The sequence below is a fragment of the Brevundimonas sp. 01N35 genome (assembly GCF_056399785.1).
On sequence record NZ_JBFTRZ010000012.1, the window covers coordinates 53,690 to 76,269 of the forward strand.

Below are 22,580 nucleotides of genomic sequence, written 5' to 3' on the forward strand. Positions count from 1 at the left end.
TCGCCTTCACGGCGGGTCGTCCGATATCGTCGTTCGGCGTTTCTGTCTGATCTTTAACTTGAAGCGCGGACGATGAATCCTTCAATGTGAAGTCTCTTTGACACTGTGGGGGCGCTTCATGCTGACGATCAACAATCTCGTGCACGTCTATGGCAACGGCACACGGGCGCTGGACGACGTCAGCCTGACGATCCCGACCGGCATGTTCGGCCTGCTGGGTCCGAACGGGGCGGGCAAGTCGACGCTGATGCGGACGATCGCCACCCTGCAAAGCCCGACCTCGGGCGAGATCCGCTTCGGCGACATCGACGTGATCCGCCAGCCGGAACTGCTGCGCCGCACGCTGGGCTACCTGCCCCAGGACTTCGGGGTCTATCCGCGCGTCTCGGCCTACGACATGCTGGACCATATGGCGGTGCTGAAAGGGATCGCCGGGGCCAAGGAGCGCAAGCAGACGGTCGAGGCCCTGCTCAACCAGGTCAATCTTTGGACCGTCCGCAAGAAGGCGCTGGCCGGGTTCTCGGGCGGGATGCGCCAGCGTTTCGGCATCGCCCAGGCCCTGATCGGCAATCCGCGCCTGATCATCGTCGACGAACCCACGGCGGGCCTGGACCCGGAAGAGCGCAACCGCTTCCTCAACTTGCTGGCCGAGATCGGCGAGAACGTGGTGGTCATCCTGTCGACCCACATCGTCGAGGACGTGGCCGACCTGTGCCCGCGCATGGCGGTGCTGGCGGGCGGCAAGATCCAGCTGGAAGGCGCGCCGCTGGAGCTGATGAAGCAACTGGCCGGTCGCGTCTGGAAAAAGGCCATCGCCAAGGAGGCGCTGCCCGAGCACCGCGCCCGCTTCGAGGTCATCTCGACCCGCCTGTTCGCCGGGCAGACCGTGATCCACGTCCTGGCCGACGCCAAGCCGGGCGAAGGCTTCGAGCCGGCCCCGGGCGGTCTGGAGGACGTCTATTTCTCGACGCTGGCCGCCTCGCGCCGTCCCGCCGCCGCTCAAGCCGCCTGAGGCCCGCAGCATGTTTGGGAAAGTCGCGGCCTTCGAGTTCCGCTATCAGCTTCGCCAGCCCGCCTTCTGGGTCATCTCCATCCTGTTCTTCCTGCTGAGTTTCGGCCTTGTCGCCAGTCCGAACGTCAGCCTGGGCACGGGCGGCAACGTCCTGAAGAACGCGCCCTTTGCGATCGCTCAGGCGCATCTGATCTTCAATCTGTTCTTCATGCTGGCGACGACCGCCATCGTCGCCAATGTCGTGGTGCGTGACGCCACGACGGGCTTCGGTCCCATGATCCAGGCCAGTCGGTTGTCGAAGTTCGACTATCTCTACGGCCGCTTCCTCGGCGCCTTCGGCGTCGTGGCCCTGGCCTTCCTGAGCGTGGCGCTGGGCATCCTGGTCGGCACGCTGATGCCGTGGGTGGACAAGGAGACGGTCGGCCCCTTCCGTCCGCTGGACTACCTCTACAGCTTTGTGGTCATGGGCTTGCCGGGGCTGCTGTTCAGTTCGGCCGTCTTCTTTACGTTGGCCACGGTGACGCGTTCGATGATGGCGACCTATGTCGGCGTCGTCGGGCTCTTCATCCTCTACATGACCACGACCACGGTGTTCGGCTCCAAGCCTGAGCTGGAGACGCTGGTCGCCTGGCTGGAGCCCTTCGGCGCCGGCGCCTACGACCTGACGACCCGGTACTGGACGGCGGCCGAGCGGAACACGATCAATGCGCCGCTGACCGGCATCCTGCTGGGCAACAAGCTGCTGTGGCTGGGGATCAGCATGGCCTTCCTGGCCGCCGCCTTCCCGCTGTATCGGCCCTCGCCGCGCGGGGCCAAGTTGCGCAAGCAGGAGAAGCTGAAGGCGCTGGCCGAAGCCTCCGTCGAGACCGCGGCCCCCGTCGCGCCTCTGGCGTCGCCGTCCTACGGCTTCAAGGCGGGACTGGCGCAACTGGTCTCGCGCACCGGCTTCGAGATGAAGGCGGTGTTCAAGAGCCCGGCCTATTTCGTCATGCTGGTCCTGGGGTTCGCCTTCAGCATCGCCACCCTGCTGTTCGCCGGCGAGATCTACGGCGCGCCGGTGCTCCTGGTGACGCGGGTGGTGATCGAGACTCTGGGCGGCTCGTTCGGCCTGATCGCCATGATTATTGCCATCTACTATTCCGGCGAAGTGGTGTGGCGCGACCGTGAGCGGCGCACGCATGAGATCATCGACGCCACAGCGACCCCCGACTGGACCTTCCTGCTGCCCAAGACGCTGGCCCTGAGCCTGGTGCTGGTCTCGACCCTGCTGGCTGCGACCGTGGCCGGCATGATCGTCCAGACCATCAAGGGTTATACGACCTACGAGATCGGCAAATACCTGGCCTGGTACGTCGCGCCCGTGGCGATCGGCTTCTCGCTGACGGCGGTGCTGGCCATCTTCGTGCAGTCGCTGTCGCCCAACAAGTTCGTCGGTTGGGCCGTCATGGTGGTCTTTCTGATCTCGACCATCGTCCTGTCCAATCTGGGCTTCGATCACGTCCTCTACCGCTATGGCGCGGGGACGGGGATGGCGCTGTCGGACATGAACGGCCTGGGCAAGTTCGTGGTCCGCGCCGCCTGGATGCAGGCCTATTGGTCGGCCTTCGCCATCGTCCTGCTGGTCATCGCCTATGGTCTGTGGCGTCGGGGTGCGGAGACGCGCTTCATGCCTCGTCTGAAGCGATTGCCGCGTCGCCTGATGGGACCAGCCGGCGTGATCGGCGGCGTCGCCCTGACCGCCTTCGTCGGCCTCGGGATTTACGCCTACATCAACACCAACGTCTGGAACGAGTACCGCACCCGCGACCAGCGCGAACAACTGACGGCAGACTATGAGAAGACCCTGCTGAAGTACGAAAAGCAGGCCCAGCCGTCGATCACCGACGTCAAACTGGATCTGGACCTCTATCCGCACCAGCCGCGCCTGCTGACCCAGGGGACCTATGTCATCGAGAACCGCACGGCGGCGCCGCTGACCGAGGTCCACCTGCGCTGGGAGCACGGCCTGAAGATCGAGAAGCTGGATGTTCAGGGCGCGACGCTGGCCAAGGAGTGGCCCGAGTTCGACTACCGTATCTATCGTTTCGCCACGCCGATGCAGCCGGGCGAGAAGCGCACCATCGCCTTTGAAACGGTGCTGGAGCAGCGCGGCTTCAAGAACAGCGGCGACACCACGCGGGTCGTGGACAACGGCACCTTCGTCAACAACGGCGAGTTCGGCCTGACCATCGGCATGGGGCGCGACGGCCTGCTGTCCGACCGGGCCAAGCGTCGCAAGCACGGCCTGGCGCCTGAACTGCGCATGGCCAAGCTGGAGGATGAAAGCGCGCGCGGTCACAACTACATCGGCGCCGACTGGGTGAACGCCGACATCACCGTGACCACGGTCGCTGATCAGACCCCGATCGCGCCGGGCTACAAGGTGTCGGACGTGACGAAGGACGGCCGCCGCACGGCCCGCTTCGTCACCGATGCCCCGGTGCTGAACTTCTTCTCGGTGCAGTCGGCCGACTATCAGGTGGCCAAGGCGCAGCACGGACCAATCGAACTGGCCGTCTACTATCAGAAAGGCCACGAGCGGAACGTGGAGCGGATGTTGACCGGGATGAAGTCGGCGCTGGACTACTATGGCACGGCCTTCAGCCCGTATCAGTTCCGCCAGGCCCGGATCATCGAGTTCCCGGCCTACGGCAGCTTCGCCCAGGCCTTCGCCAACACCATGCCCTACTCGGAAGGCCTCGGCTTCATCGCCGACCTCTCGAACGAGGAGAAGATCGACTACGTCACCTATGTCACGGCCCACGAGGTCGGCCACCAGTGGTGGGCGCATCAGGTGGTCGGTTCGAACCAGCAGGGCTCGACCCTGCTGTCGGAATCCCTGGCGCAATACTCGGCGCTGATGGTGATGGAGAAGCTGTACGGACCCGACAAGATCCGTCGCTTCCTCAAGTACGAACTGGACCGCTACCTCCGTTCGCGCGGTATGGAGCGGCTGGAGGAGATGCCGCTGATGCGGGTCGAGAACCAGCAGTACATCCACTATCAGAAAGGCGGCCTGGTCCTGTACCTGCTGCGCGATCAGATCGGCGAAGAGGCGGTCAACCGCGCCCTGCGTCGGGTGCTGGCGCAGTACGCCTTCAAGTCCGCGCCCTATCCGCGCTCGCTGGATCTGGTCAACGCCATCCGCGCCGAGGCGCCGGCGGACAAGCAGGCCCTGATCACCGACCTGTTCGAAAAGATCACCCTGTATGACTTGAAGGCCAAGTCGGTTACGGCGACCAAGCGCGCCGACGGCAAGTGGGACGTCGCCCTCACGGTCGAGGCCCGCAAGCTCTACGCCGACGGCAAGGGCGAGGAGACCGAGGCCCCGCTGAACGAGACCTTCGACGTGGGTCTGTTTTCGGCCGAGCCGGGCAAGGGCGCGTTCGACCAGAAGTCGGTCATGCTGATGGAGCGTCGCCCCCTGCGCAGCGGAACCCAGGTCTTCCGTTTCGTCACGGACAAGAAGCCGGCGTTTGCGGGGATCGACCCCTATAACCGCTGGATCGACCGCAACTCGGACGACAACGTCAAGCCGGTCGGCTGACGCATGGACCCTCTCTTCTCGCCGTGCGGCGGGAGGAGAGGGACCCCTACGCCGAGTTAATCCGGCTGCCTCATTTTAGACTCGATCCGCTACGCATGTAGCGCTACAAATGTAGCGCTACATGCGTAGCGTCAACCGATGCGGAGATTGGTCGTGATCGAGTCCTTGCCCCGTCGCGAACGCGAAGTGTTCGAGACCCTTTGTCGACTGGAATCCGGGACCGCAGCCGGGGTGCGCAACGCCCTGACGGACGCGCTCAGCGATTCCGCCATCCGCACCCTGTTGACCCGACTGGAGACCAAGGGGCTGGTCGAGCGGCAAGCAGGCGCCGACGGCTTCGTCTATCGCCCCGTTCCGCGCACCGAGGCCGTCGCGGCCGGCGCCCTGCAGCGGATGATCGACACCTTCTTCGCCGGCTCCGCCGCCAACGCCGCCACCGCCCTGCTGGGGCTGGGCCAACGCCTGACCGCCGATGAGGCCGCGGCGCTGGAACGCGCCATCGATGAAGCGGTGGAGCGTCAGCCATGAGCCTGGCGCTGTTTCTGTCTCTGCTAGTCAAGTCCAGCCTGATCGTGGCGGCGGGCCTGATCGTCGCGCGCTTCGTGGCGCGCCGTGCGGCGGATCGCGTGGACATCCTGCGCGCCACCGTCTGTCTCTTGCTGGCGCTGCCGGTGCTGGTCGCGGTCCTGCCCGCCCTGGAGCTGGCGCTGCTGCCCGCTGCGCCCGCCGTTGCGGCGACGCCGATGACGCCGCTGTGGACGGGCGAAGTCGGACCGGTCGCGGGCGTCGCCGTCTCGGCCAGCCTGCTGTGGCCGACGCTGGCGACGATCGCCGCCGGTCTCTGGCTGCTGGGCGCAGCGGCGGTCGTGGGCCGCTTGCTGCTCGGGTTGCGCACCCTGAGCCGCTGGACGGAGCAGGGACGGACCGTCAAATGCCCCGCATGGCGCGCGCCGCTGGACGCCCTGGCGCCTGCCGCGCGGCCCCGGCTTGTCAGCAGCGACCGCGTGTCCGGTCCGCTGAGCTGGGGCGTCGCGCCGGGCGTCATCGTTCTGGACCCGTCCAGTGTGGCGGAACCCCGGACCGCCTCCGCCGTCCTGGCGCACGAACTGGCCCACCTGCGGCGCAAGGACTGGGTCTTCCTGATCCTGTCGCGGCTGGCGCTGGCGCTGTTCTGGTTCAACCCTCTGGTCTGGCGGCTGTCCGCCGTCTTGGCCGAGGCCTCGGAAGAGGCCGCCGACGCCGAAGCCGTACGGACCGTGGATCGTCGGGACTACGCCCGGGTCCTGGTCCGACTGGCCGCGCATCCCGCCTCCCATCCCGCCTCTTGGCCCGCGACGGCCATGGCCGCCGACACCCACACGCTTGAAAAAAGGATCGCCTGCATCATGACGAACACCTCTGCTCGCCGCCGCCCGCTGGCGGTCGCCCTGACCGTCGCCGCGCTCGCCGTCGTCGCCACGCCTCTGGCGGCCCTGGAGATCAGCGAGAAGGGCGAGGTCGTCTATCTGGCGTCGCCGCCCGCGCCGCCCGCACCTCCGGCTCCGCCTGCGCCACCGCCTGCACCGCCTGCGCCTCCGGCCCCGCCCGCGGCCCTGTCGGCGTTGCAGGTTCTGCCGCCGCCGCCGCCGCCGCCCGCGCCCCCGGCTCCGCCCGCTCCGCCCGCGCCTCCGGCCAATGGCGTCGGCTATTTTTACCACTCCTCGAATGGCGTCTATATCGAGAACGGCACGCCCGAGCAGCGCGCGGCGGGGCAGGCCGCCCGGGAGAGCGCGCGGGCGGCTCGAGCACAGGGCGTGGAGGCGCGTCGTCAGGCCATGATCGCGCGCACCCGGGCCAGCCGGCACGCCGCTGACGCCGTTCAGGTCCGAGCGGAGGCCGAAGCCGCCCGCCGCCAGGGCGTCGAGGCTCGACAACAGGCCGAACAGGCGCGCGCTCAGGCTGTCATCGCCCGCCGACAGGGCGAGCAGGCCCGTGAACTGGCCCTCGTCGCGCGTCGCCAGGGTGAGCGCGCTCGCGAACAGGCCGAACGCACCCGCGTCGAGGCGCAGACCCAGGCTCACGTCCAGATGGGCCGCGGCGCCGAGCAGATGCATCGCGGCGCGGAAAACATGCGCCAGGAAGCCGTTCGCCTGCGCGATCCGGCCTATCGCGCCGAACAGATCGCCCGCAACCGCGAGCGCGGCAACGCTGTCACCGACGCAGAACTGGTCGCGTTGAGCCCGAAGCTGGTGGAACGGGCCGCTGAAATGGATCGCCGCGCAGATGAAATGGCGGCTCGCGCCAAGCGCTCGATCTAAACCGCGTAGGGCGACAGCCGGTCGGCGGCGTCGCGGCACAGGGTCTTGATCCAGCGCCGCGCCGCCTTCAGCCGCGCCGTGTCGTGGACGTCGCGGTGGGTGCTGAGCCAGAAGCGGCGTTCGATCAGGACATGGTCGGACAGGACCCGTGTCAGCCCCTCGGCCAGGAAGCAGGGCAGGACGCCGATCCCGCCGCCCGCGGCAATCATGTCCCGCTGGGCCCGGATCGAGGACGAGGCCAGGCGCGGGCGCAGATTGGGACGAATCTCGTCCAGATAATGCAACTCCGGCGCATAGATCAGGTCGTCGACATAGCCGACGATGTCGAAGCGCGGCAGGTCGTCGATGGTGTCGGGCCAGCCGCGTCGCGCCAGAAAATCGGGCGTGGCGTAGAGCGCCAGCTGGTAAGGCGTCAGCGGCTCGACGATCAGGCGCGGGCTGGCGGGCGCGCTGAGGGTGATGGCCATGTCCACCTCGCGCCGGCTGGGCGACAGGAAGCCGAAAGTGGCGGCCAGTTCGACGTTCAGGCCGGGATGCGCCGCCAGCAGGCCGGGCAGGGCGGGCGACAGGACCGCGCCGCCAAAGCCCTCCGAGACGCTGATCCGCACTGTGCCGGCGATCAGGTCGGGCCGCGTCACCCGCTCGGCAGCCTCCATGGCGCTTTCGGCGTCCAGCGCCGTCTCCAGCAGTTGCGCGCCCGCCGCGGTCAGCAGCAGGCCCGAGGCGGAGCGCGCCACCAGGGTCGACTTCAGCGCCGTCTCCAGCCGCGCCACGCGCCGCCCGACCGTGGCCGCGTCGATGCCCAGCCGCCGGGCCGCCACAGCCAGCGAGCCTGCGCGGGCGGCGGCGATGAAGATGCGAACGTCGTCCCAGTCGAACATTGCAGGAATGCACAGCATAGGAGGCAAGATTGCAATGGGTGGTGCGCCATCCGTCTGCTAGGCCATGCTGGAACGAACAATGACATCACAGGGAAACGCCCAATGCGCGACATTCGCCACTTCATCGACGGTGCGGCTTTCGAGGGCGCGTCCGGGCGCTTCGGCGACGTGTTCAACCCCAACACCGGCGAAGTTCAGGCCCGCGTCCAACTGGCGACCGTCAGCGAGATGGACCGCGCGGTGCAGGCCGCCCAGGCCGCCTTCGAAGGCTGGTCCAGCACCAACCCGCAGCGCCGCGCCCGCGTCATGTTCGAGTTCAAGCGCCTGGTCGAGGCGAACATGAACGAGCTGGCAGAGCTGCTGTCCTCGGAACACGGCAAGGTCATCGCCGACTCCAAGGGCGACATCCAGCGCGGGCTCGAAGTCATCGAGTTCGCCTGCGGCATCCCGCACGCCCTGAAGGGCGAATACACGCAAGGCGCCGGCCCCGGAATCGACGTCTATTCCATGCGCCAGCCGCTGGGCGTAGTGGCGGGCATCACCCCGTTCAACTTCCCCGGCATGATCCCGATGTGGATGTTCGGCATGGCGATCGCCGCCGGCAACACCTTCATCCTGAAGCCGTCGGAGCGTGACCCGTCGCTGCCGGTGCGTCTGGGCGAACTGATGATGGAGGCCGGCGCGCCCAAGGGCGTGCTGAACGTCGTCCACGGCGACAAGGTGGCGGTCGACGCCATCCTTACCCACCCCGACGTCCACGCCGTCAGCTTCGTCGGCTCGTCCGACATCGCCCACTACGTCTATCAGATGGGCGCCCAGCACGGGAAACGCGTCCAGGCCATGGGCGGCGCCAAGAACCACGGCATCGTCCTGCCCGACGCCGACATGGATCAGGTGATCAAGGACCTGACCGGCGCGGCCTATGGCTCGGCGGGCGAGCGCTGCATGGCCCTGCCGGTCGTGGTGCCGGTTGGTCAGCGCACCGCCGACGAACTGCGCGAGCGTCTGGTGTCGGAAATCCCCAACCTGCGCGTCGGCGTCTCGACCGACGCCGAGGCCCACTATGGCCCGGTCGTCACCCAGACCCACAAGGACAAGGTCCTGGGCTGGATCAACAAGGGCGTCGAGGAAGGCGCCGAACTGGTCGTCGACGGCCGCGAGTTCAGCCTGCAGGGTCACGAGAAGGGCTTCTTCATCGGCCCGTCGCTGTTCGACCACGTCAAGCCCGAGATGGAATCCTACAAGGAAGAGATCTTCGGCCCGGTGCTGCAGATCATGCGCGCCGCCAGCTTCGAGGAGGCGCTGAGCCTGCCCAGCAAGCACCAGTACGGCAACGGCGTCGCCATCTTCACTCAGAACGGCCGCGCGGCCCGCGACTTCGCCGCCCGCGTCAACGTCGGCATGGTCGGCATCAACGTGCCGATCCCGGTGCCGGTGGCCTATCACTCGTTCGGCGGCTGGAAGCGCTCGGCCTTCGGCGACATCAACCAGCACGGTATGGAAGGTCTGCGCTTCTGGACCAAGACCAAGACCGTCACCGCCCGCTGGCCCGACAGCGCGCTGGAACACGCGGACTCGAGCTTCGTCATCCCGACGATGGGGTAAACCAAGACCCTCTCCCGGTGGGAGAGGGCTTGAGCCTCGGAGAGCCAAAGGCGATCCGCTAAGGCGAAAGGGTGAGGGTTCGACCTGTCCGTCGGCGTCAGCCGTGTCGCGACGGCTTACGCCGATGGCGGCCAGCGACCCTCATCCGGCCCTTCGGGCCACCTTCTCCCATCGGGAGAAGGAAGCTTAGTTAGCTCAGCGTGTACGGGATCACCCCCCGCTCATGCTCCGGCACGTGCAGTGTCCGGTCGATGGGCGGGAAGGCGCGTTGAGCGCAGTCGGTGCGCTCGCAGATGCGGCAACTGACGCCCATCCGCGTCGGGGGGCCGTTCAGGTCCAGCCCCGCCGCATAGACCAGCTGGTCCGCGTGTTCGATCTCGCAGCCGAGGCCCAGGGCGTAGCGGCGGTCGGGTTCCAGGTAGGAGCCGCCGGGCTTGGACACGCTCTTGGCGATGCAGATGTAGCGCGAGCCATCGGGCATCTCCGACAGGTTGACCAGGATGCGGTCCGGGGCGCCGAAGGCCTCGTGCACGTTCCACAGGGGGCAGGCGCCGCCGAAGCGGGCGAACTGGAACCGGGTGGCGCTGTGCCGCTTGGTGATGTTCCCGGCCATGTCCACCCGCGCGAAATAGAAGGGCACGCCGCGCCAGCCGGGCCTCTGCAACGTCGAAAGCCGGTGGCAGACCTGCTCGAAGCTGACGTGGAAACGGTTCCGCAGTCGGTCCACGTCGTGACGCAGTTCGCGCGCCGCCTCGAGGAAGCGGCGGTAGGGCAGCAGCAGGGCGCCCGCCGCATAGTTGGCCAAACCGACCCGGCAGACGTCGCGCGCGGCGGGGATGTCGAAGGCCGCCCGGTCCAGCTCATGCTCGATGAGGTCGTGGAAGCGCAGCAGCACCAGCTGGTGCGCCATCAGGAAGCACCGCGTCGCGCCGGGCAGGCTGGCGTCGACATAGAGGATGCGCGCCGCCGGATCGAAGCGCCGCATCGCGCCGCGCCCTTCGCCGGTCGCCAGACGGACCCCGCACAGATCGTTCAGCGCCGCTTCCAGATCGCGCTCCGGGTGGCCGCCGGAACCCAGCCCCAACTGCTCCGCCAGCGCCTCCGCCGCCTGATCCAGCACGTCGATGTAGTTGTCGCGATAGTGGAAGAAGTCGCGCACGGCCTCATAGGGCAGGGCAGGGGCGGCCTGCGCCCGCTCGTCGCGGCCCAGGGTCTCGTTCAGCGTCTTCAGCCGCTCGTCCAGACGGCGATAGTCCTGATGCAGGGCCAGGAACTGTCGCGCCAGCCGGGGGGTGTTGGTCACCGCCTGCTTCAGCTCATTGGCCGAAGGGGCTTCGGCGTGACCGGCGACGTCGGTGACGGCCTCGCGCAGGTCGGCGATCAAACGGGCGTCGCCGTCTAGGTCGAACAGGCTGGCGTCCACGTCGAAGGCCCGCGTCAGGGCGATCAGAACTCGCGCCGTCGCCGGGCGTTGGTTGGTCTCGATCTGCGAAAGATAGGAGGGCGACAGGGCCAGCCGCCCGGCGCAGGCTTCCAGCGTCCAGCCGCGCGCCTCGCGCAGCTTGCGCACCTTGGCCCCGAGATAGAGTTTTTCCGCCATCGCAACTTTGCAAAACGACCCGTCGACCTTGGCAGGCTTACGCACTTACGCCCCTTTTGCAAAGTTGCGATTGCCTTTTTGCAACGGAGCGTCTTGGTGATCACGAACGATTGCAGGGAGTCGCCCAAGTTATGAGTCAGGCCATCCTCGAGGAGCTTGAGCGCCGCCGCGCCGCCGCCAAACTGGGCGGCGGTGAGAAGCGCATCGCCTCCCAACACGCCAAGGGCAAGCTGACCGCGCGCGAACGGATCGAAGTCCTGTTGGACGAAGGCAGCTTCGAAGAGACCGACATGTTCGTGGAGCACCGCAGCCACGACTTCGGCATGGCCGAGCAGCGCATCCCCGGCGACGGCGTGGTCACCGGACGCGGCACCATCGGCGGTCGTCTGGTCTATGTCTTCTCCAAGGATTTCACGGTCTTCGGCGGCTCTCTTAGCGGCGCGCATGCGGCCAAGATCGTCAAGATCCAGAAGATGGCCCTGACGGCGGGCGCACCCATCATCGGCCTGTTCGATGCGGGCGGCGCGCGCATTCAGGAGGGCGTGGAATCGCTCGCCGGCTATGCCGACATCTTCCTGCAGAACACGCTCGCCTCGGGCGTCATCCCGCAGATCTCGGTCATCATGGGTCCGTGCGCGGGCGGCGACGTCTATTCGCCCGCCATCACCGACTTCATCTTCATGGTGAAGGACACGTCCTATATGTACGTGACCGGCCCGGACGTGGTGAAGACCGTCACCAACGAGGTCGTCAGCCATGAGGACCTGGGCGGCGCCCGCGTTCACGCTGGCAAGTCGGGGGTCGCCGACGGCGCCTTCGAGAACGATCTGGAGGCCCTGTCCGAGGTCCGCCGCCTGATCGGCTTCCTGCCCCTGTCGAACCGCGAAAAGCCGCCGGCCCGCGACAGCTATGACGAGCCGGATCGCGATGAGGCCAGCCTCGACACCCTGGTCCCGACCAATCCGAACCAGCCCTATGACATGAAGGAGCTGATCCTGAAGACGGTCGACGAGGCCGACTTCTTCGAGATCGGCGCCGACTTCGCCAAGAACATCATCTGCGGCTTCGGCCGTCTGGACGGCCAGAGCGTCGGCATCGTCGCCAACCAGCCTCAGGTTCTGGCGGGCGTGCTGGACATCGACAGCAGCCGCAAGGCCGCGCGCTTCGTCCGCTTCTGCGACGCCTTCCACATTCCGCTGGTGACGCTGGTGGACGTGCCGGGCTTCATGCCGGGCACCAAGCAGGAGTACGGCGCCCTGATCAAGCATGGCGCCAAGCTGCTGTTCGCCTATGCCGAGGCCACCGTGCCCAAGCTGACAGTCATCACGCGCAAGGCCTATGGCGGCGCCTATGACGTCATGAGTTCCAAGCACCTGCGCGGCGACGTCAACTACGCCTGGCCCACCGCCGAGATCGCGGTCATGGGCGCCAAGGGCGCGGTCGAGATCATCTTCCGCAAGGAGGCCGGCGACCCCGAGGCCCTGGCGGCGCGCGAGGCCGAGTACAAGGAACGCTTCGCCAACCCCTTCGTGGCGGCGGGCCTGGGCTACATCGACGACGTCATCATGCCCCACGGCACGCGCCGCCGCCTGATCAAGGCCCTGCGCACGCTGAAGAACAAGACCCAGGAAAATCCCTGGAAGAAGCACGACAACATTCCGCTGTAGGTTGACCGTGCCTCTGCCCGTCCCTCCCCAACCGCCGTCATCCTCGGGCTTGTCCCGAGGATCCAGAGACTCCGTCGTTGGCGTTTCATGGGCGAGGGCGCGTGTCTGGATCCTAGGCACAAGGCCTAGGATGACGGAAGCAAGGGATGGGCGCTCAGTTTCCCTCACACACCCCGCGTCATCCTCGGGCTTGTCCCGAGGATCCAGAGACTCCGTCGTTGGCGGGTCACGAGCGACGTCGCGTGTCTGGATCCTCGCCACAAGGGCGAGGATGCCGGAAGTAAGGGATGGGCGTTCAGCCTTCGTCCGTTCGCCAGTTCTTCGGCAGCAGCCGCGGCTTGGGCGCCGCCTTTTCGGCGGGCGTCCAGTCGCGATAGGCCTCGATGTCCGGCGCCGTCTCGGCTCCCCCGGACATCAGGGCGGGAAACAGGTCGGACCAGTCGGGGTTCATTCGCTCGATCAAGTTGCTCTTCCAGTCGCGGGGATAGCGTTTCAGCGACTTCTCCCGTTGGATGGCGTCAACGATCGTCTCGTGGTGTTCGTACCAGACCAGGCGCTTCAGCCCATATCGTCGGGTGAAGCCTTCGACGACGCCCCTGCGATGCTGGTCGGTTCGCATGATCAGGTCGCTGGTCACGCCGATGTAGATCACCCCGTGCATACGGTTCGCCATCATATAGACGCCGATCAGGCCGTCTCGACTGACCATCCCGTTCCCCTCTCAACTTCGCCAGCAGGCACGGCCGCGTCGTGTTTCTGGATCCTAGGCACAAGGCCTAGGATGACGGCAGAGAAAGCATAATCATGTTCTCCAAAATCCTCATCGCCAACCGGGGCGAGATCGCGGTTCGCATCATCAAGACCTGCCGCAAGATGGGCATCAAGACGGTGCTCGTTTACTCGGACGCCGACGCCGGGTCGCTGGCCTGCGAGATGGCCGACGAGACCATCCACATCGGGCCGTCGCCCGCCGCCCAGTCCTATCTGATCCAGGACAAGATCGTGGACGCGGTGCGTCAGTCGGGCGCCGAGGCCGTGCACCCCGGCTTCGGCTTCCTGTCGGAAAACCCGGTCTTCGCGCGTCGGCTCGAGGCCGAGGGCATCACCTTCATCGGCCCGAACCCGCACGCTATCGAGGCCATGGGCGACAAGATCACGTCCAAGAAGTTCGCCGCCGAAGCGGGCGTCTCGACCGTGCCGGGTCACATGGGCCTGATTGAATCGACCGAAGAGGCGGTGAAGATCGCCAATGAGATCGGCTATCCGGTCATGATCAAGGCCTCGGCCGGCGGCGGCGGCAAGGGCATCCGCGTCGCCCATTCCGACGCCGACATGGCCGAGGGCTTCGCCGCCGTGAAGGCCGAGGCCCTGACCGCCTTCGGCGACGACCGGGTCTTCCTCGAAAAGTTCATCGTCAACCCGCGCCACATCGAGATTCAGGTGCTGGGCGACAAGCACGGCAACATCGTCTCGCTGTTCGACCGCGAATGCTCGATCCAGCGCCGCAACCAGAAGGTCATCGAAGAGGCCCCGTCGCCCCTGCTGGACGACGCGACGCGCAAGGCCATGGGCGATCAGGCCGTGGCCCTGGCCCGCGCCGTCAACTACGACTCGGCCGGCACGGTCGAGTTCGTGGCAGGGCAAGACCGCAGCTTCTACTTCCTGGAAATGAACACCCGTCTGCAGGTCGAGCACCCGGTGACGGAGCTGATCACCGGCGTCGATCTGGTCGAACAGATGATCCGTTCGGCGGCCGGCGAGACCATGGGCTTCAAGCAGGAAGACCTGTCGATCAACGGCTGGGCCATCGAAAGCCGCATCTACGCCGAGGACCCCTATCGCGGCTTCCTGCCGTCGATCGGCCGTCTGGTGCGCTATGAGCAGCCCGAGGAAGGCGATCAGGGCGACTACACGGTCCGCAACGATTCCGGCGTCCGCGAGGGCGACGAGATCAGCATGTTCTACGACCCCATGATCGCCAAGCTGTGCGCCTGGGGCGAGACGCGTGAAGCCGCAGTCACCGGCATGGCTCGCGCGCTGGAGGACACCCATCTGTCGGGCGTCGGCCACAACGTGCCCTTCCTGTCGGCGGTGATGGATCAGGAGCGCTTCAAGTCCGGCCAACTGTCGACCAGCTATATCAAGGACGAGTTCCCCGACGGCTTCCGGGGTCTGGAACCCAGCGAGGCGCAGAAGGACATCTTCATCACCGTGGCTGCGGCGATGAACGAGGTTCTGGCCGAACAGGCGGGCGACCCTTCGGAACGCACCCACTGGACCGTGCTGATCGGCCGCGAAGGCCATGAGGTGTCGCTGTCCTATGACGAAGCCGAGGATCTGGTCATCTCGTTGGACGAGCGCGACCTGACCCTGTCGGAAATCGACTGGCGTCCGGGCATGGCCCAGTTCCGCGCCGTGCTCGATGACGAGCCCTTCACCGCCGAGGTGAAGCGTGCGCCGGACGGCTTCGACATCCGCCACCGGGCGGCGAAGGCCCGCGTGCGCGTCCTGACGCCGCGCGCCGCCGAGATGTATCAGCGCCTGCCGGAAAAGGTCGCCGCCGACACCTCCAAGCTGGTGCTGTCGCCCATGCCGGGTCTGGTCGTCGACATCCCCGTGACGGTCGGTCAGGAGGTCAAGTCGGGCGAGACCGTCGCCATCATCGAAGCCATGAAGATGCAGAACATCCTCAAGGCCGAGCGTGACGGCGTGGTGAAGGCGGTCGGCGCCAAGGCCGGCGATCCGGTCGCCGCCGACGACGTGCTGGTGGAGTTTGGTTGATGGCCTTCATGCCTGATCGGTCATTCTCGCCTACTCACGATCCGTCATCCTCGCCCTTGTGGCGAGGATCCAGAAACACGTCATTGGCCCGTGGCCCGCATCCGGCGTCGCGTGTCTGGATCCTGGGCACGGGGCCCAGGATGACGTTGAATGGGACGACGACGAAAGGGACAGCGCGGTCATGAGTTTTGTAACGCCGACGCCGCTGGAATGGCGCGAACAGGCCGAGAAGGCGCTGAAGGGGCGGGCGATCGAAAGCCTGCTCCACCTCGACGCCGACGGCCTGCTCGTCCGGCCGCTCTATGCCGACGCGACCGGGGTGCAGGCGCTGCGCGCGCCGCGCACCACGGACGCCGAGGGGCGGGCGTGGGACCTGCGCACCCTGGTCGAGGGCGTCGAGGCGGCGGCGATCAAGGCCGCCGTCCTGACCGATCTTGAAAACGGCGCCGCCTCGGTGGTGCTGAGGGGCGCGTTCACGACGGATGAAGCGACGCTGGCCGCCGCGCTCGACGGCGTGGCTCTGGAACTGGCGCCGGTGGCGCTGGACGCGGGCTTTGACGGCGTGAAGGCGGCCGAGGCCTTGGCGGCCGTGGCCAAGGGTTCGCCCCGGGCGCAGCTGCAATTCCACCTCGACCCCATCTCGGCCTACGCCGAGGCGGGCGAGGGCGAGATCGACGCCGCCGTGACCGAAGCGGCTGACGCCGCCGCGCGTCTGGCCGGGACCTATCCCGACGCGAAGTTGTTCCTGGCCTCGGGCCGCGTGGTGCACGAGGCTGGCGGTTCGGCAGGGCAGGAACTGGCCTTCGCCGCCGCCAGCGCCGTGGCCTATGTGAAGGCCGCCGTGCTTGCCGGCCTGACCATCGAGCAGGCGCTGAAGGGCGTGGTGCTGGGCGTCTCCGTCGACGCCGAGTATTTCGACGCCCTGGCCAAGGTGCGGGCGATGCGCCTGATCTGGGCCAGCGTGTCCAAGGCCTTCGGGCATGAGACCCCGGCCATCATTGAGGCCCGCTCGTCGCGGCGGATGCTGTCGGCGCGCGATCCCTGGCCCAATCTGCTGCGTCTGACCGCCGCCGGTTTCGCCGGCGCTGTCGGCGGCGCCGACGTGGTGGTGCTGGACGCCTTCACCCGCGCCGAGGGCCGTCCCGACGCCTTCGCCCGCCGTCAGGCCCGCAACACCCAGCTGGTGCTGATGGAAGAAGCCAATCTGGGCCGGGTGGACGATCCCGCCGCCGGGTCCTGGTTCCTGGACAGCCGCACCCGCGATCTGGCCGAGGCCGGCTGGACCGAGTTCCAGTCGATCGAAGCCGAAGGCGGCGTGGTCGAGGCCCTGAAGCATCACCTGATCCAGCCCCGCGTCGAACGCGCGCGCGGCCAGCTGGAAGCGGCGCTGAAGGACGGCGCCCGCCACATGGTCGGCGTCACCAAATACGTCGATCCCGATCCGCGCCCGGCGCCGGTCGAGACGGCTGATCCCGCCTATGTTCCCGTGCACGCCGCCGCCCTGACCCCGGTGCGGTTCGCCGCGCCCTTTGAAATGGCGTCCGAGGAGGCGAGCCAATGAGCTTCCCCGACTTCTCCAAGGTCGATCTCGACCTGACCACGACTGGCTCAGGGCCAACGCGCGATCCCTGGCTGACGCCCGAGGGCCTGACGGTCGAGACCTCCTATGGCCCCGAAGCCTTGGACGGTCTGGACGCCATCCACGGCCTGCCGGGCTTCGCGCCCTATATGCGCGGACCGTACCCGACCATGTACGCGGGCAATCCGTGGACGATCCGCCAGTACGCGGGCTTCTCGACCGCCGAGGAGTCCAACGCCTTCTATCGCCGCAACCTGGCGGCGGGTCAGAAGGGGCTGTCGATCGCCTTCGATCTGGCCACTCACCGGGGTTATGACAGCGACCACCCGCGGGTGAAGGGCGACGTCGGCATGGCCGGCGTGGCCATCGACAGCATTCTGGACATGCGGACCCTGTTCGACGGCATTCCGCTGGATCAGATGTCGGTGTCCATGACCATGAACGGCGCCGTTCTGCCGATCCTGGCCCTCTATGTCGTGGCGGCGGAAGAGCAGGGCGTGCCGCACGCCGCCCTGACCGGAACCATTCAGAACGACATTCTGAAGGAGTTCATGGTCCGCAACACCTACATCTATCCGCCCGCACCCTCGATGCGGATCATCTCGGACATCTTCGCCTGGACCGCGCAGGAGACGCCGAAGTTCAACTCCATCTCCATCTCCGGCTATCACATGCAGGAGGCCGGGGCCTCGGCCGACATCGAGTTGGCCTACACGCTGTCGGACGGTCTGGAATACATCAAGGCGGGCGTCGACGCCGGGATGGACGTGGACCGGTTCGCGCCGCGCCTGTCCTTCTTCTGGGCCATCGGCATGAACTACTTCATGGAGGTGGCCAAGATGCGGGCCGGCCGCCTGCTGTGGGCTGAAAAGGTCGCCGAGAAGTTCGGACCCAAGGACCAGCGGTCGCTGTCGCTGCGGGCTCACTGCCAGACTTCGGGGTGGAGCCTCGCGGCGCAGGACGTGTTCAACAACGTCTCGCGCACCATGGTCGAGGCCATGGCGGCGGCGGGCGGTCAGACGCAGAGCCTGCACACCAACGCTCTGGACGAAGCCCTGGCCCTGCCGACCGACTTCTCGGCCCGGATCGCGCGGAACACGCAGATCCTGCTGCAGATGGAGACAGGCCTTACCCGCACCGTCGACCCCTGGGGCGGCAGCTTCTACGTCGAGCGGCTGACCCATGAACTGGCCGAGCGCGCCCGCGCCCACATGGCCGAGGTCGAGGCCCTGGGCGGCATGGCCGCCGCCATCGAGGCCGGCATCCCCAAGCTGCGGATCGAGGAATCCGCCGCCCGGACCCAGGCCTGGATCGATACCGGCAAGCAGACCGTGGTCGGCGTGAACCGCTATCTGAATGACACGCCCGACAGCATTCCGATGCTCAAGGTCGACAACGCCGCCGTTCTGACCGCCCAGATCGACAAGCTGAAGCGCCTGCGCGCCGAGCGCGATCAGGCCGCGACCGACGCCGCGCTGGAGGCCCTGACCAATGGGGCACGTGGCGACGCCAACCTGCTGGAGCTGGCGGTGCAGGCCGCCCGCGCCAAGGCCACCGTGGGCGAGATTTCCGACGCGCTGGAGGCCGCGTTTGGCCGCCACGTCGCCTCGGTGAAGACCGTCTCGGGCGTTTACGGCAAGGAAGCCGGGAATGATCCCAAGGTGGCCCGCGCCCGCGACATGGTCGCGACCTTTGTGGAAAATGACGGCGGCCCGCCGCGCATCCTGATCGCCAAACTGGGTCAGGACGGCCACGACCGGGGCCAGAAGGTCGTCGCCACCGGCTACGGCGACATCGGCTTTGATGTGACGGCGGGGGCTCTGTTCCAGACGCCCGCCGAGGCCGCGCGCGACGCGGTGCAGAAGAACGTCCATGCGGTCGGCGCCTCGTCGCTGGCGGCGGGGCACCTGACGCTGGTTCCCGAACTGCGCGCCGAACTGGCCAAGTTGGGCCGCGAGGATATCATGATCGTGGTCGGCGGCGTCATTCCGCCCGCCGACGTCCAGCCCCTGCTCGATATGGGCGCTGCGGCGGTCTATCCGCCTGGCTCGGTGATCGCCGAGACGGCGGCGGACCTGATTGAAAAGCTGAACCTGCGTCTGGGCTATGCCCAGCCTGCGCCGGCGGAGAAGAAGTAATGATCGGCAATCTAAACCACGTCGGCGTCGCCACGCCCTCGATTGCGGACTCGATCAAGCTGTATCGCGACATCCTGGGGGCGACCAAGATAGGCGAGCCGTTCGACCTGCCGACGCAGGGGGTGAGGGTCTGCTTCATCGACACGCCGACGGCCCAGATCGAACTGATCGAGCCCTATGACGAGACCAGCCCGATCACCGGCTTCCTGGCCAAGAACCCCAAGGGCGGCCAGCACCACGTCTGCTTCGAGGTGGCCGACATTCACGCCGCCGTCGCCGAGATGCGCGCCAAGGGCGTGACCATCCTGGGCACGGGCGAGCCCCGCATCGGCGCCCACGGCACGCCGGTCGTCTTCCTGCACCCCAAGGAGATGGGCGGCGTTCTGATCGAGCTGATGGAGGCGCCGAAAGGCGATCACTGACTTCTCATCAATCGCTCATCCCAGCGGACGCCGGGATCCAGTCCTTTGGCTAAAGGCTGGCGGTCTCGAAACCGCGATACTCAAGGTCACGCGTGAAGCTCTCGCTGGGTCCCGGCGTCCGCCGGGATGAGCGGGGCAGGATAGCAAAAGGCCCGGTCGATGACCGGGCCTTTTTCTTGATCAGAACAGGATTTTCCGCAGGCTGATGCGGAAGGTCCGGCCCAGCGGGTCCAGATAGTCGCTCTGATAGCTCAGCGGCGTATTCCCTTGAGCGTCGCGGACCTCGAGGCGTGAATCGAACAGGTTTTCGACCCCGATGTTGACCCGCGCGCCCTTCAGCCACGGATACTTGGCCACCCAGGTCGGCCGCGACGACAGGTCGGCGAAGACGTTCAGTCCGACCGTCGTCTGGTCCGAGAAGGTCAGGTCCTGGGCACCCGAGCCGCCGCCGTCGATACGGGTGGAATCCCGCCAGTTGGCGTTCATGAAGGCGCCCATGCCGCTCTTGAACACGCCGGTCTGCATCTGGATTTCATTGCGCGGTTGGCCGCCGCGCGAGCCGGTGGCAGCGCCGTCCAGCAGGTCGAGGACCGGCAGGCCGTCGCGGATCGTGATCTCATCCTGCAGGCGATAGGTGTGATAGAGCGAGAAGTTGAAACGGCCCTGGCCCGCCTGCATGCCGCCGCCGCGCGGGCCGCCGCCGCCCATACGGAACGTGGTTGCGCCGCCGCCGCCGCCGCCGGGGCCGCCGCTGCTGCTCGTGATCATGATCGGAGCGCCGCCGCCCGGGCGCGGGCCGCCGCCGGGACCGCCGGGACCGCCGGGACCGCCGGAACGCGGGCCGCCTGCGCCGCCCATGCCCATGCCCATGCGCGCGGCCGCGGCCGGATCCGGCTTGCCGAAGGGGGTGGAGTAGTTGAAGCCCCAGCGGATTTCCTGACGCTCGGCGCCCTGGAAGTTCAGCGGGCGCGCGTCGATCGACAGCAGTTCGCCTACGGGGCACAGCAACTCGCCTGTGGGGCACTGGCCTCGGGGGGCACGCACGAACCGCTCGGGCAGGGCGGCTTCCAGTTCCGGCGTGATCGTCGGGAAGGAGGCGATGGAGCCGTCGACCTGGGTCCGCGTGTAGTTGGCGGTGATCCTCAGGTCCTTGTCCTTGATCGGCGTCAGGTTGACGCCGAACCGCAGGGTCTTCTTGGTCTCTTCCGACAGCCCGAGGTTGCCGCCCTCGATCCGGGTGATGTTCACCGACTGGCCCGTGGCGAAATCATAGACCGGCACGTTCGGCGTCGAGATGGTCGGGTCGTTCAACTGCGACATCGACGGCGCGTTCTGCTCGTTGGCGTAGCTGGCGGTGAAGCTGACCGGCTCCCACGGGGTCCAGTTCAGCCCCAGGGTGTAGGAGGTCAGGCCGCCGAAGTCCGACAGGTCCTCATAACCCAGGTTCAGATTGGCCGAGAGGTCGCCGAGAGCGCCCAGCACCTCGCGGCTCCGGCTGGCGATGGGCAGGTTGAAGTTGCCCGAAGCGCTGGCGCGGTTCCGCGACAGGGAGCGCTCGGAGAAGACGCCCGACCGCACGCTTTCGGAATCCAGCGACTGGGTGTTGAAGCCGACCTTTAGGGTCGAGTTCAGCCTGCCGGCCGGGCCGTCCCAGGCGTTGCCGTTGAACACGACCTCGGCGTTGGCCAGGCTGGAGACCGAGCGGGCGGTGTCGACGCCGCCCGTCGGCAGGGCCGGAAGATCGGCGAAGGGGTTGATGCTCCCGGCGCTGACGCCGGCCTGCAGCGTGGTTGCGTCCAGGCCGCGGCCGGTGCTGGTCTTGACCTCGGTGCGGTCGTAGCCGCCGGTCAGGGTCCAGCGCCAGTCGCCCAGGAAGCCGTCGGCGACGAAGCCCGCCTTGCCGGCCAGGGTGTCGGTCGTGCGCGACAGGGCGTCGGGTGCGTTGACGTAGCGGTTCAGGATCACATCGTTCCCGAACGGCGAATAGGGGCTGGTCGTCGGCAAGGTCAGTCTGACCCCCGGCAGGCCGAGGAAGCTGAAGCTGGTGGTGTCCTCCAGGCTGCCGCTGACCGTCAGGGCCGTCGTGCCGTTGAGGTCGTGCATCACCGAGCCGCGCACCGTGCCCTGCTCGCGCTTGGGCAGAAGGGTGCGGTAGGCGTTCAGATCGCCGGTGCGGGCGCCGTTGGTGAAGTCGGCCAGGCTGGCCGAGCCGTCCGCCGCAGCGGGCGTCACCCCGGCGATCTTGACGGGCGCGCCGAAACGCGCCGACAAGGCGGGATCGATCTCGCCGCCGCCGGGCGCGGTGACATTGCCCAGCAGGTCATAGGGCGCGCCGTCGGTGGAGCGGATGATGTCGCGTTCGGTCTCGAACAGCGGCGTTTCGTTTCGGTATTCCAGATCCATCGTCCAGCGCTGCTTGCCGGCGATGCGCAGGAAGTTGTTCTCCAGTTGGCTGACCGTGCGGCCGCCCTGATCGGGGCGCCGGGTGCTGGCCTGGGTGGTGACCGAACGGAACTGGGCCTTGAGGACGAAATTCACCACCCGCTGGTCGGCGGTGTAGCCGTAGGCGAGGGCGGCGTCCTCGGGCAGAACCTCGGTGCGCTCGATGGCTTCGGGCGGGAGGCCCTGGATTTCCTGGAAGCCCGAGATGCGGCGGCCGTTGACCAGCAGCACGGGCATGCCGCTGCCGCCGCGCGAACTGCGCGTCTGGGGCGCCAGCGCCTGCAGCAGTTCGGCGATGCTGCTCGCGCCGTAGGCCTTGATCTGTTCTTCGTCGAGAACCAGCTCGGGCTCGAAATCGCCGATGGCCGCGCCGCGCTTGGCGCTGGTGGCGGTGATTTCGCCGAGGTCGTAGGTTTCCTCGTTCCCCGGTTTGGAGCGCGTCTGCGCCTGTTGGCTCGGAGCGGCCTCAACCGGCGCGGCGACGGCGGGGTCCATGGAGGCGAGGGCGAGCAACATCACGACGGGCGACATGCGGAATCCTGACAGAATCGGGGGCGTGACGCCGCCCCC

General features: G+C 67.4%; 14 protein-coding genes. 10 read left to right on the top strand and 4 right to left on the bottom strand.

What is annotated here, in order from left to right:
- Positions 1–118 precede the first annotated feature (118 nt).
- The 4 genes from AC1DJ5_RS12580 (at position 119) to AC1DJ5_RS12595 (ending at position 6,895) form a co-directional block, all read left to right on the top strand.
- Complete coding sequence (locus tag AC1DJ5_RS12580) at positions 119–1,012, top strand: ABC transporter ATP-binding protein (RefSeq protein ID WP_477020824.1); 894 nt, start codon at positions 119–121, stop codon at positions 1,010–1,012.
- A gap of 10 nt (positions 1,013–1,022) precedes the next feature.
- The gene (locus AC1DJ5_RS12585; protein ID WP_477020825.1) at positions 1,023–4,598 is read left to right on the top strand and encodes an ABC transporter permease/M1 family aminopeptidase; all 3,576 of its coding nucleotides are present in this window, start codon (positions 1,023–1,025) and stop codon (positions 4,596–4,598) included.
- Positions 4,599–4,751: 153 nt separating this feature from the next.
- Positions 4,752–5,126 carry a BlaI/MecI/CopY family transcriptional regulator gene (locus AC1DJ5_RS12590; protein ID WP_441454966.1) on the top strand — a complete coding sequence of 125 codons (375 nt, stop codon included), beginning with the start codon at positions 4,752–4,754 and terminating at the stop codon, positions 5,124–5,126.
- Positions 5,123–6,895, top strand: a complete 1,773-nt coding sequence (locus AC1DJ5_RS12595; protein ID WP_477020826.1) for a M56 family metallopeptidase — start codon at positions 5,123–5,125, stop codon at positions 6,893–6,895. Before AC1DJ5_RS12590 ends, AC1DJ5_RS12595 begins: the two co-directional genes overlap by 4 nt.
- Here the strand turns inward: AC1DJ5_RS12595 and AC1DJ5_RS12600 are convergent.
- Complete coding sequence (locus AC1DJ5_RS12600; protein WP_441454964.1) at positions 6,892–7,776, bottom strand: LysR family transcriptional regulator; 885 nt, start codon at positions 7,774–7,776, stop codon at positions 6,892–6,894. The genes AC1DJ5_RS12595 and AC1DJ5_RS12600 overlap by 4 nt on opposite strands.
- Positions 7,777–7,878: 102 nt before the next feature.
- On the opposite strand from AC1DJ5_RS12600, the gene AC1DJ5_RS12605 reads away from it, so the two are divergent.
- A complete protein-coding gene (locus tag AC1DJ5_RS12605; RefSeq protein WP_477020827.1) occupies positions 7,879–9,381 on the top strand; it encodes a CoA-acylating methylmalonate-semialdehyde dehydrogenase in 1,503 nt (500 codons plus the stop codon).
- A gap of 190 nt (positions 9,382–9,571) precedes the next feature.
- Here AC1DJ5_RS12605 and AC1DJ5_RS12610 read toward each other — a convergent pair whose 3' ends face one another.
- On the bottom strand, positions 9,572–10,981 hold the full coding sequence (locus tag AC1DJ5_RS12610) for a short-chain fatty acyl-CoA regulator family protein (RefSeq protein ID WP_477020828.1): 1,410 nt from the start codon (positions 10,979–10,981) through the stop codon (positions 9,572–9,574).
- A 131-nt stretch (positions 10,982–11,112) separates the two neighbouring features.
- On the opposite strand from AC1DJ5_RS12610, the gene AC1DJ5_RS12615 reads away from it, so the two are divergent.
- A complete protein-coding gene (locus AC1DJ5_RS12615; RefSeq protein ID WP_477020829.1) occupies positions 11,113–12,648 on the top strand; it encodes an acyl-CoA carboxylase subunit beta in 1,536 nt (511 codons plus the stop codon).
- 295 nt (positions 12,649–12,943) lie between these two features.
- On the opposite strand, the gene AC1DJ5_RS12620 is transcribed toward AC1DJ5_RS12615, so the two are convergent.
- Positions 12,944–13,357, bottom strand: a complete 414-nt coding sequence (locus AC1DJ5_RS12620) for a GIY-YIG nuclease family protein (protein ID WP_477020830.1) — start codon at positions 13,355–13,357, stop codon at positions 12,944–12,946.
- Positions 13,358–13,452: 95 nt separating this feature from the next.
- Between AC1DJ5_RS12620 and AC1DJ5_RS12625 the strand changes: the two genes are divergently transcribed.
- From AC1DJ5_RS12625 to mce, 4 genes are all read left to right on the top strand, one after another.
- Positions 13,453–15,429: an acetyl/propionyl/methylcrotonyl-CoA carboxylase subunit alpha gene (locus tag AC1DJ5_RS12625; RefSeq protein WP_477020831.1), complete on the top strand. Its 1,977-nt coding sequence runs from the start codon at positions 13,453–13,455 to the stop codon at positions 15,427–15,429.
- Between the two features lie 181 nt (positions 15,430–15,610).
- The gene (locus AC1DJ5_RS12630; RefSeq protein WP_477020832.1) at positions 15,611–16,990 is read left to right on the top strand and encodes a methylmalonyl-CoA mutase family protein; all 1,380 of its coding nucleotides are present in this window, start codon (positions 15,611–15,613) and stop codon (positions 16,988–16,990) included.
- Positions 16,987–19,146 (top strand): methylmalonyl-CoA mutase, encoded by a 2,160-nt coding sequence (gene scpA / locus AC1DJ5_RS12635; RefSeq protein WP_477020833.1) that lies wholly within the window; start codon positions 16,987–16,989, stop codon positions 19,144–19,146. The genes AC1DJ5_RS12630 and scpA overlap by 4 nt, the downstream gene beginning before the upstream one ends.
- Complete coding sequence (mce, locus tag AC1DJ5_RS12640; protein WP_477020834.1) at positions 19,146–19,568, top strand: methylmalonyl-CoA epimerase; 423 nt, start codon at positions 19,146–19,148, stop codon at positions 19,566–19,568. Before scpA ends, mce begins: the two co-directional genes overlap by 1 nt.
- A 180-nt stretch (positions 19,569–19,748) precedes the next feature.
- On the opposite strand, the gene AC1DJ5_RS12645 is transcribed toward mce, so the two are convergent.
- Positions 19,749–22,541: a TonB-dependent receptor gene (locus tag AC1DJ5_RS12645; RefSeq protein ID WP_477020835.1), complete on the bottom strand. Its 2,793-nt coding sequence runs from the start codon at positions 22,539–22,541 to the stop codon at positions 19,749–19,751.
- Positions 22,542–22,580: the final 39 nt, after the last annotated feature.

Excerpts from the sequence above, each read along its gene's own strand:
- AC1DJ5_RS12610 (WP_477020828.1), bottom strand. The coding sequence starts at position 10,981 with ATGGCGGAAAAACTCTATCTCGGGGCCAAGGTGCGCAAGCTGCGCGAG.
- AC1DJ5_RS12625 (WP_477020831.1), top strand. The coding sequence starts at position 13,453 with ATGTTCTCCAAAATCCTCATCGCCAACCGGGGCGAGATCGCGGTTCGC.
- AC1DJ5_RS12585 (WP_477020825.1), top strand. The coding sequence starts at position 1,023 with ATGTTTGGGAAAGTCGCGGCCTTCGAGTTCCGCTATCAGCTTCGCCAG.
- AC1DJ5_RS12620 (WP_477020830.1), bottom strand. The coding sequence starts at position 13,357 with ATGGTCAGTCGAGACGGCCTGATCGGCGTCTATATGATGGCGAACCGT.
- AC1DJ5_RS12600 (WP_441454964.1), bottom strand. The coding sequence starts at position 7,776 with ATGTTCGACTGGGACGACGTTCGCATCTTCATCGCCGCCGCCCGCGCA.
- AC1DJ5_RS12615 (WP_477020829.1), top strand. The coding sequence starts at position 11,113 with ATGAGTCAGGCCATCCTCGAGGAGCTTGAGCGCCGCCGCGCCGCCGCC.
- AC1DJ5_RS12580 (WP_477020824.1), top strand. The coding sequence starts at position 119 with ATGCTGACGATCAACAATCTCGTGCACGTCTATGGCAACGGCACACGG.
- scpA (WP_477020833.1), top strand. The coding sequence starts at position 16,987 with ATGAGCTTCCCCGACTTCTCCAAGGTCGATCTCGACCTGACCACGACT.
- AC1DJ5_RS12630 (WP_477020832.1), top strand. The coding sequence starts at position 15,611 with ATGAGTTTTGTAACGCCGACGCCGCTGGAATGGCGCGAACAGGCCGAG.
- AC1DJ5_RS12605 (WP_477020827.1), top strand. The coding sequence starts at position 7,879 with ATGCGCGACATTCGCCACTTCATCGACGGTGCGGCTTTCGAGGGCGCG.
- AC1DJ5_RS12645 (WP_477020835.1), bottom strand. The coding sequence starts at position 22,541 with ATGTCGCCCGTCGTGATGTTGCTCGCCCTCGCCTCCATGGACCCCGCC.
- mce (WP_477020834.1), top strand. The coding sequence starts at position 19,146 with ATGATCGGCAATCTAAACCACGTCGGCGTCGCCACGCCCTCGATTGCG.
- AC1DJ5_RS12595 (WP_477020826.1), top strand. The coding sequence starts at position 5,123 with ATGAGCCTGGCGCTGTTTCTGTCTCTGCTAGTCAAGTCCAGCCTGATC.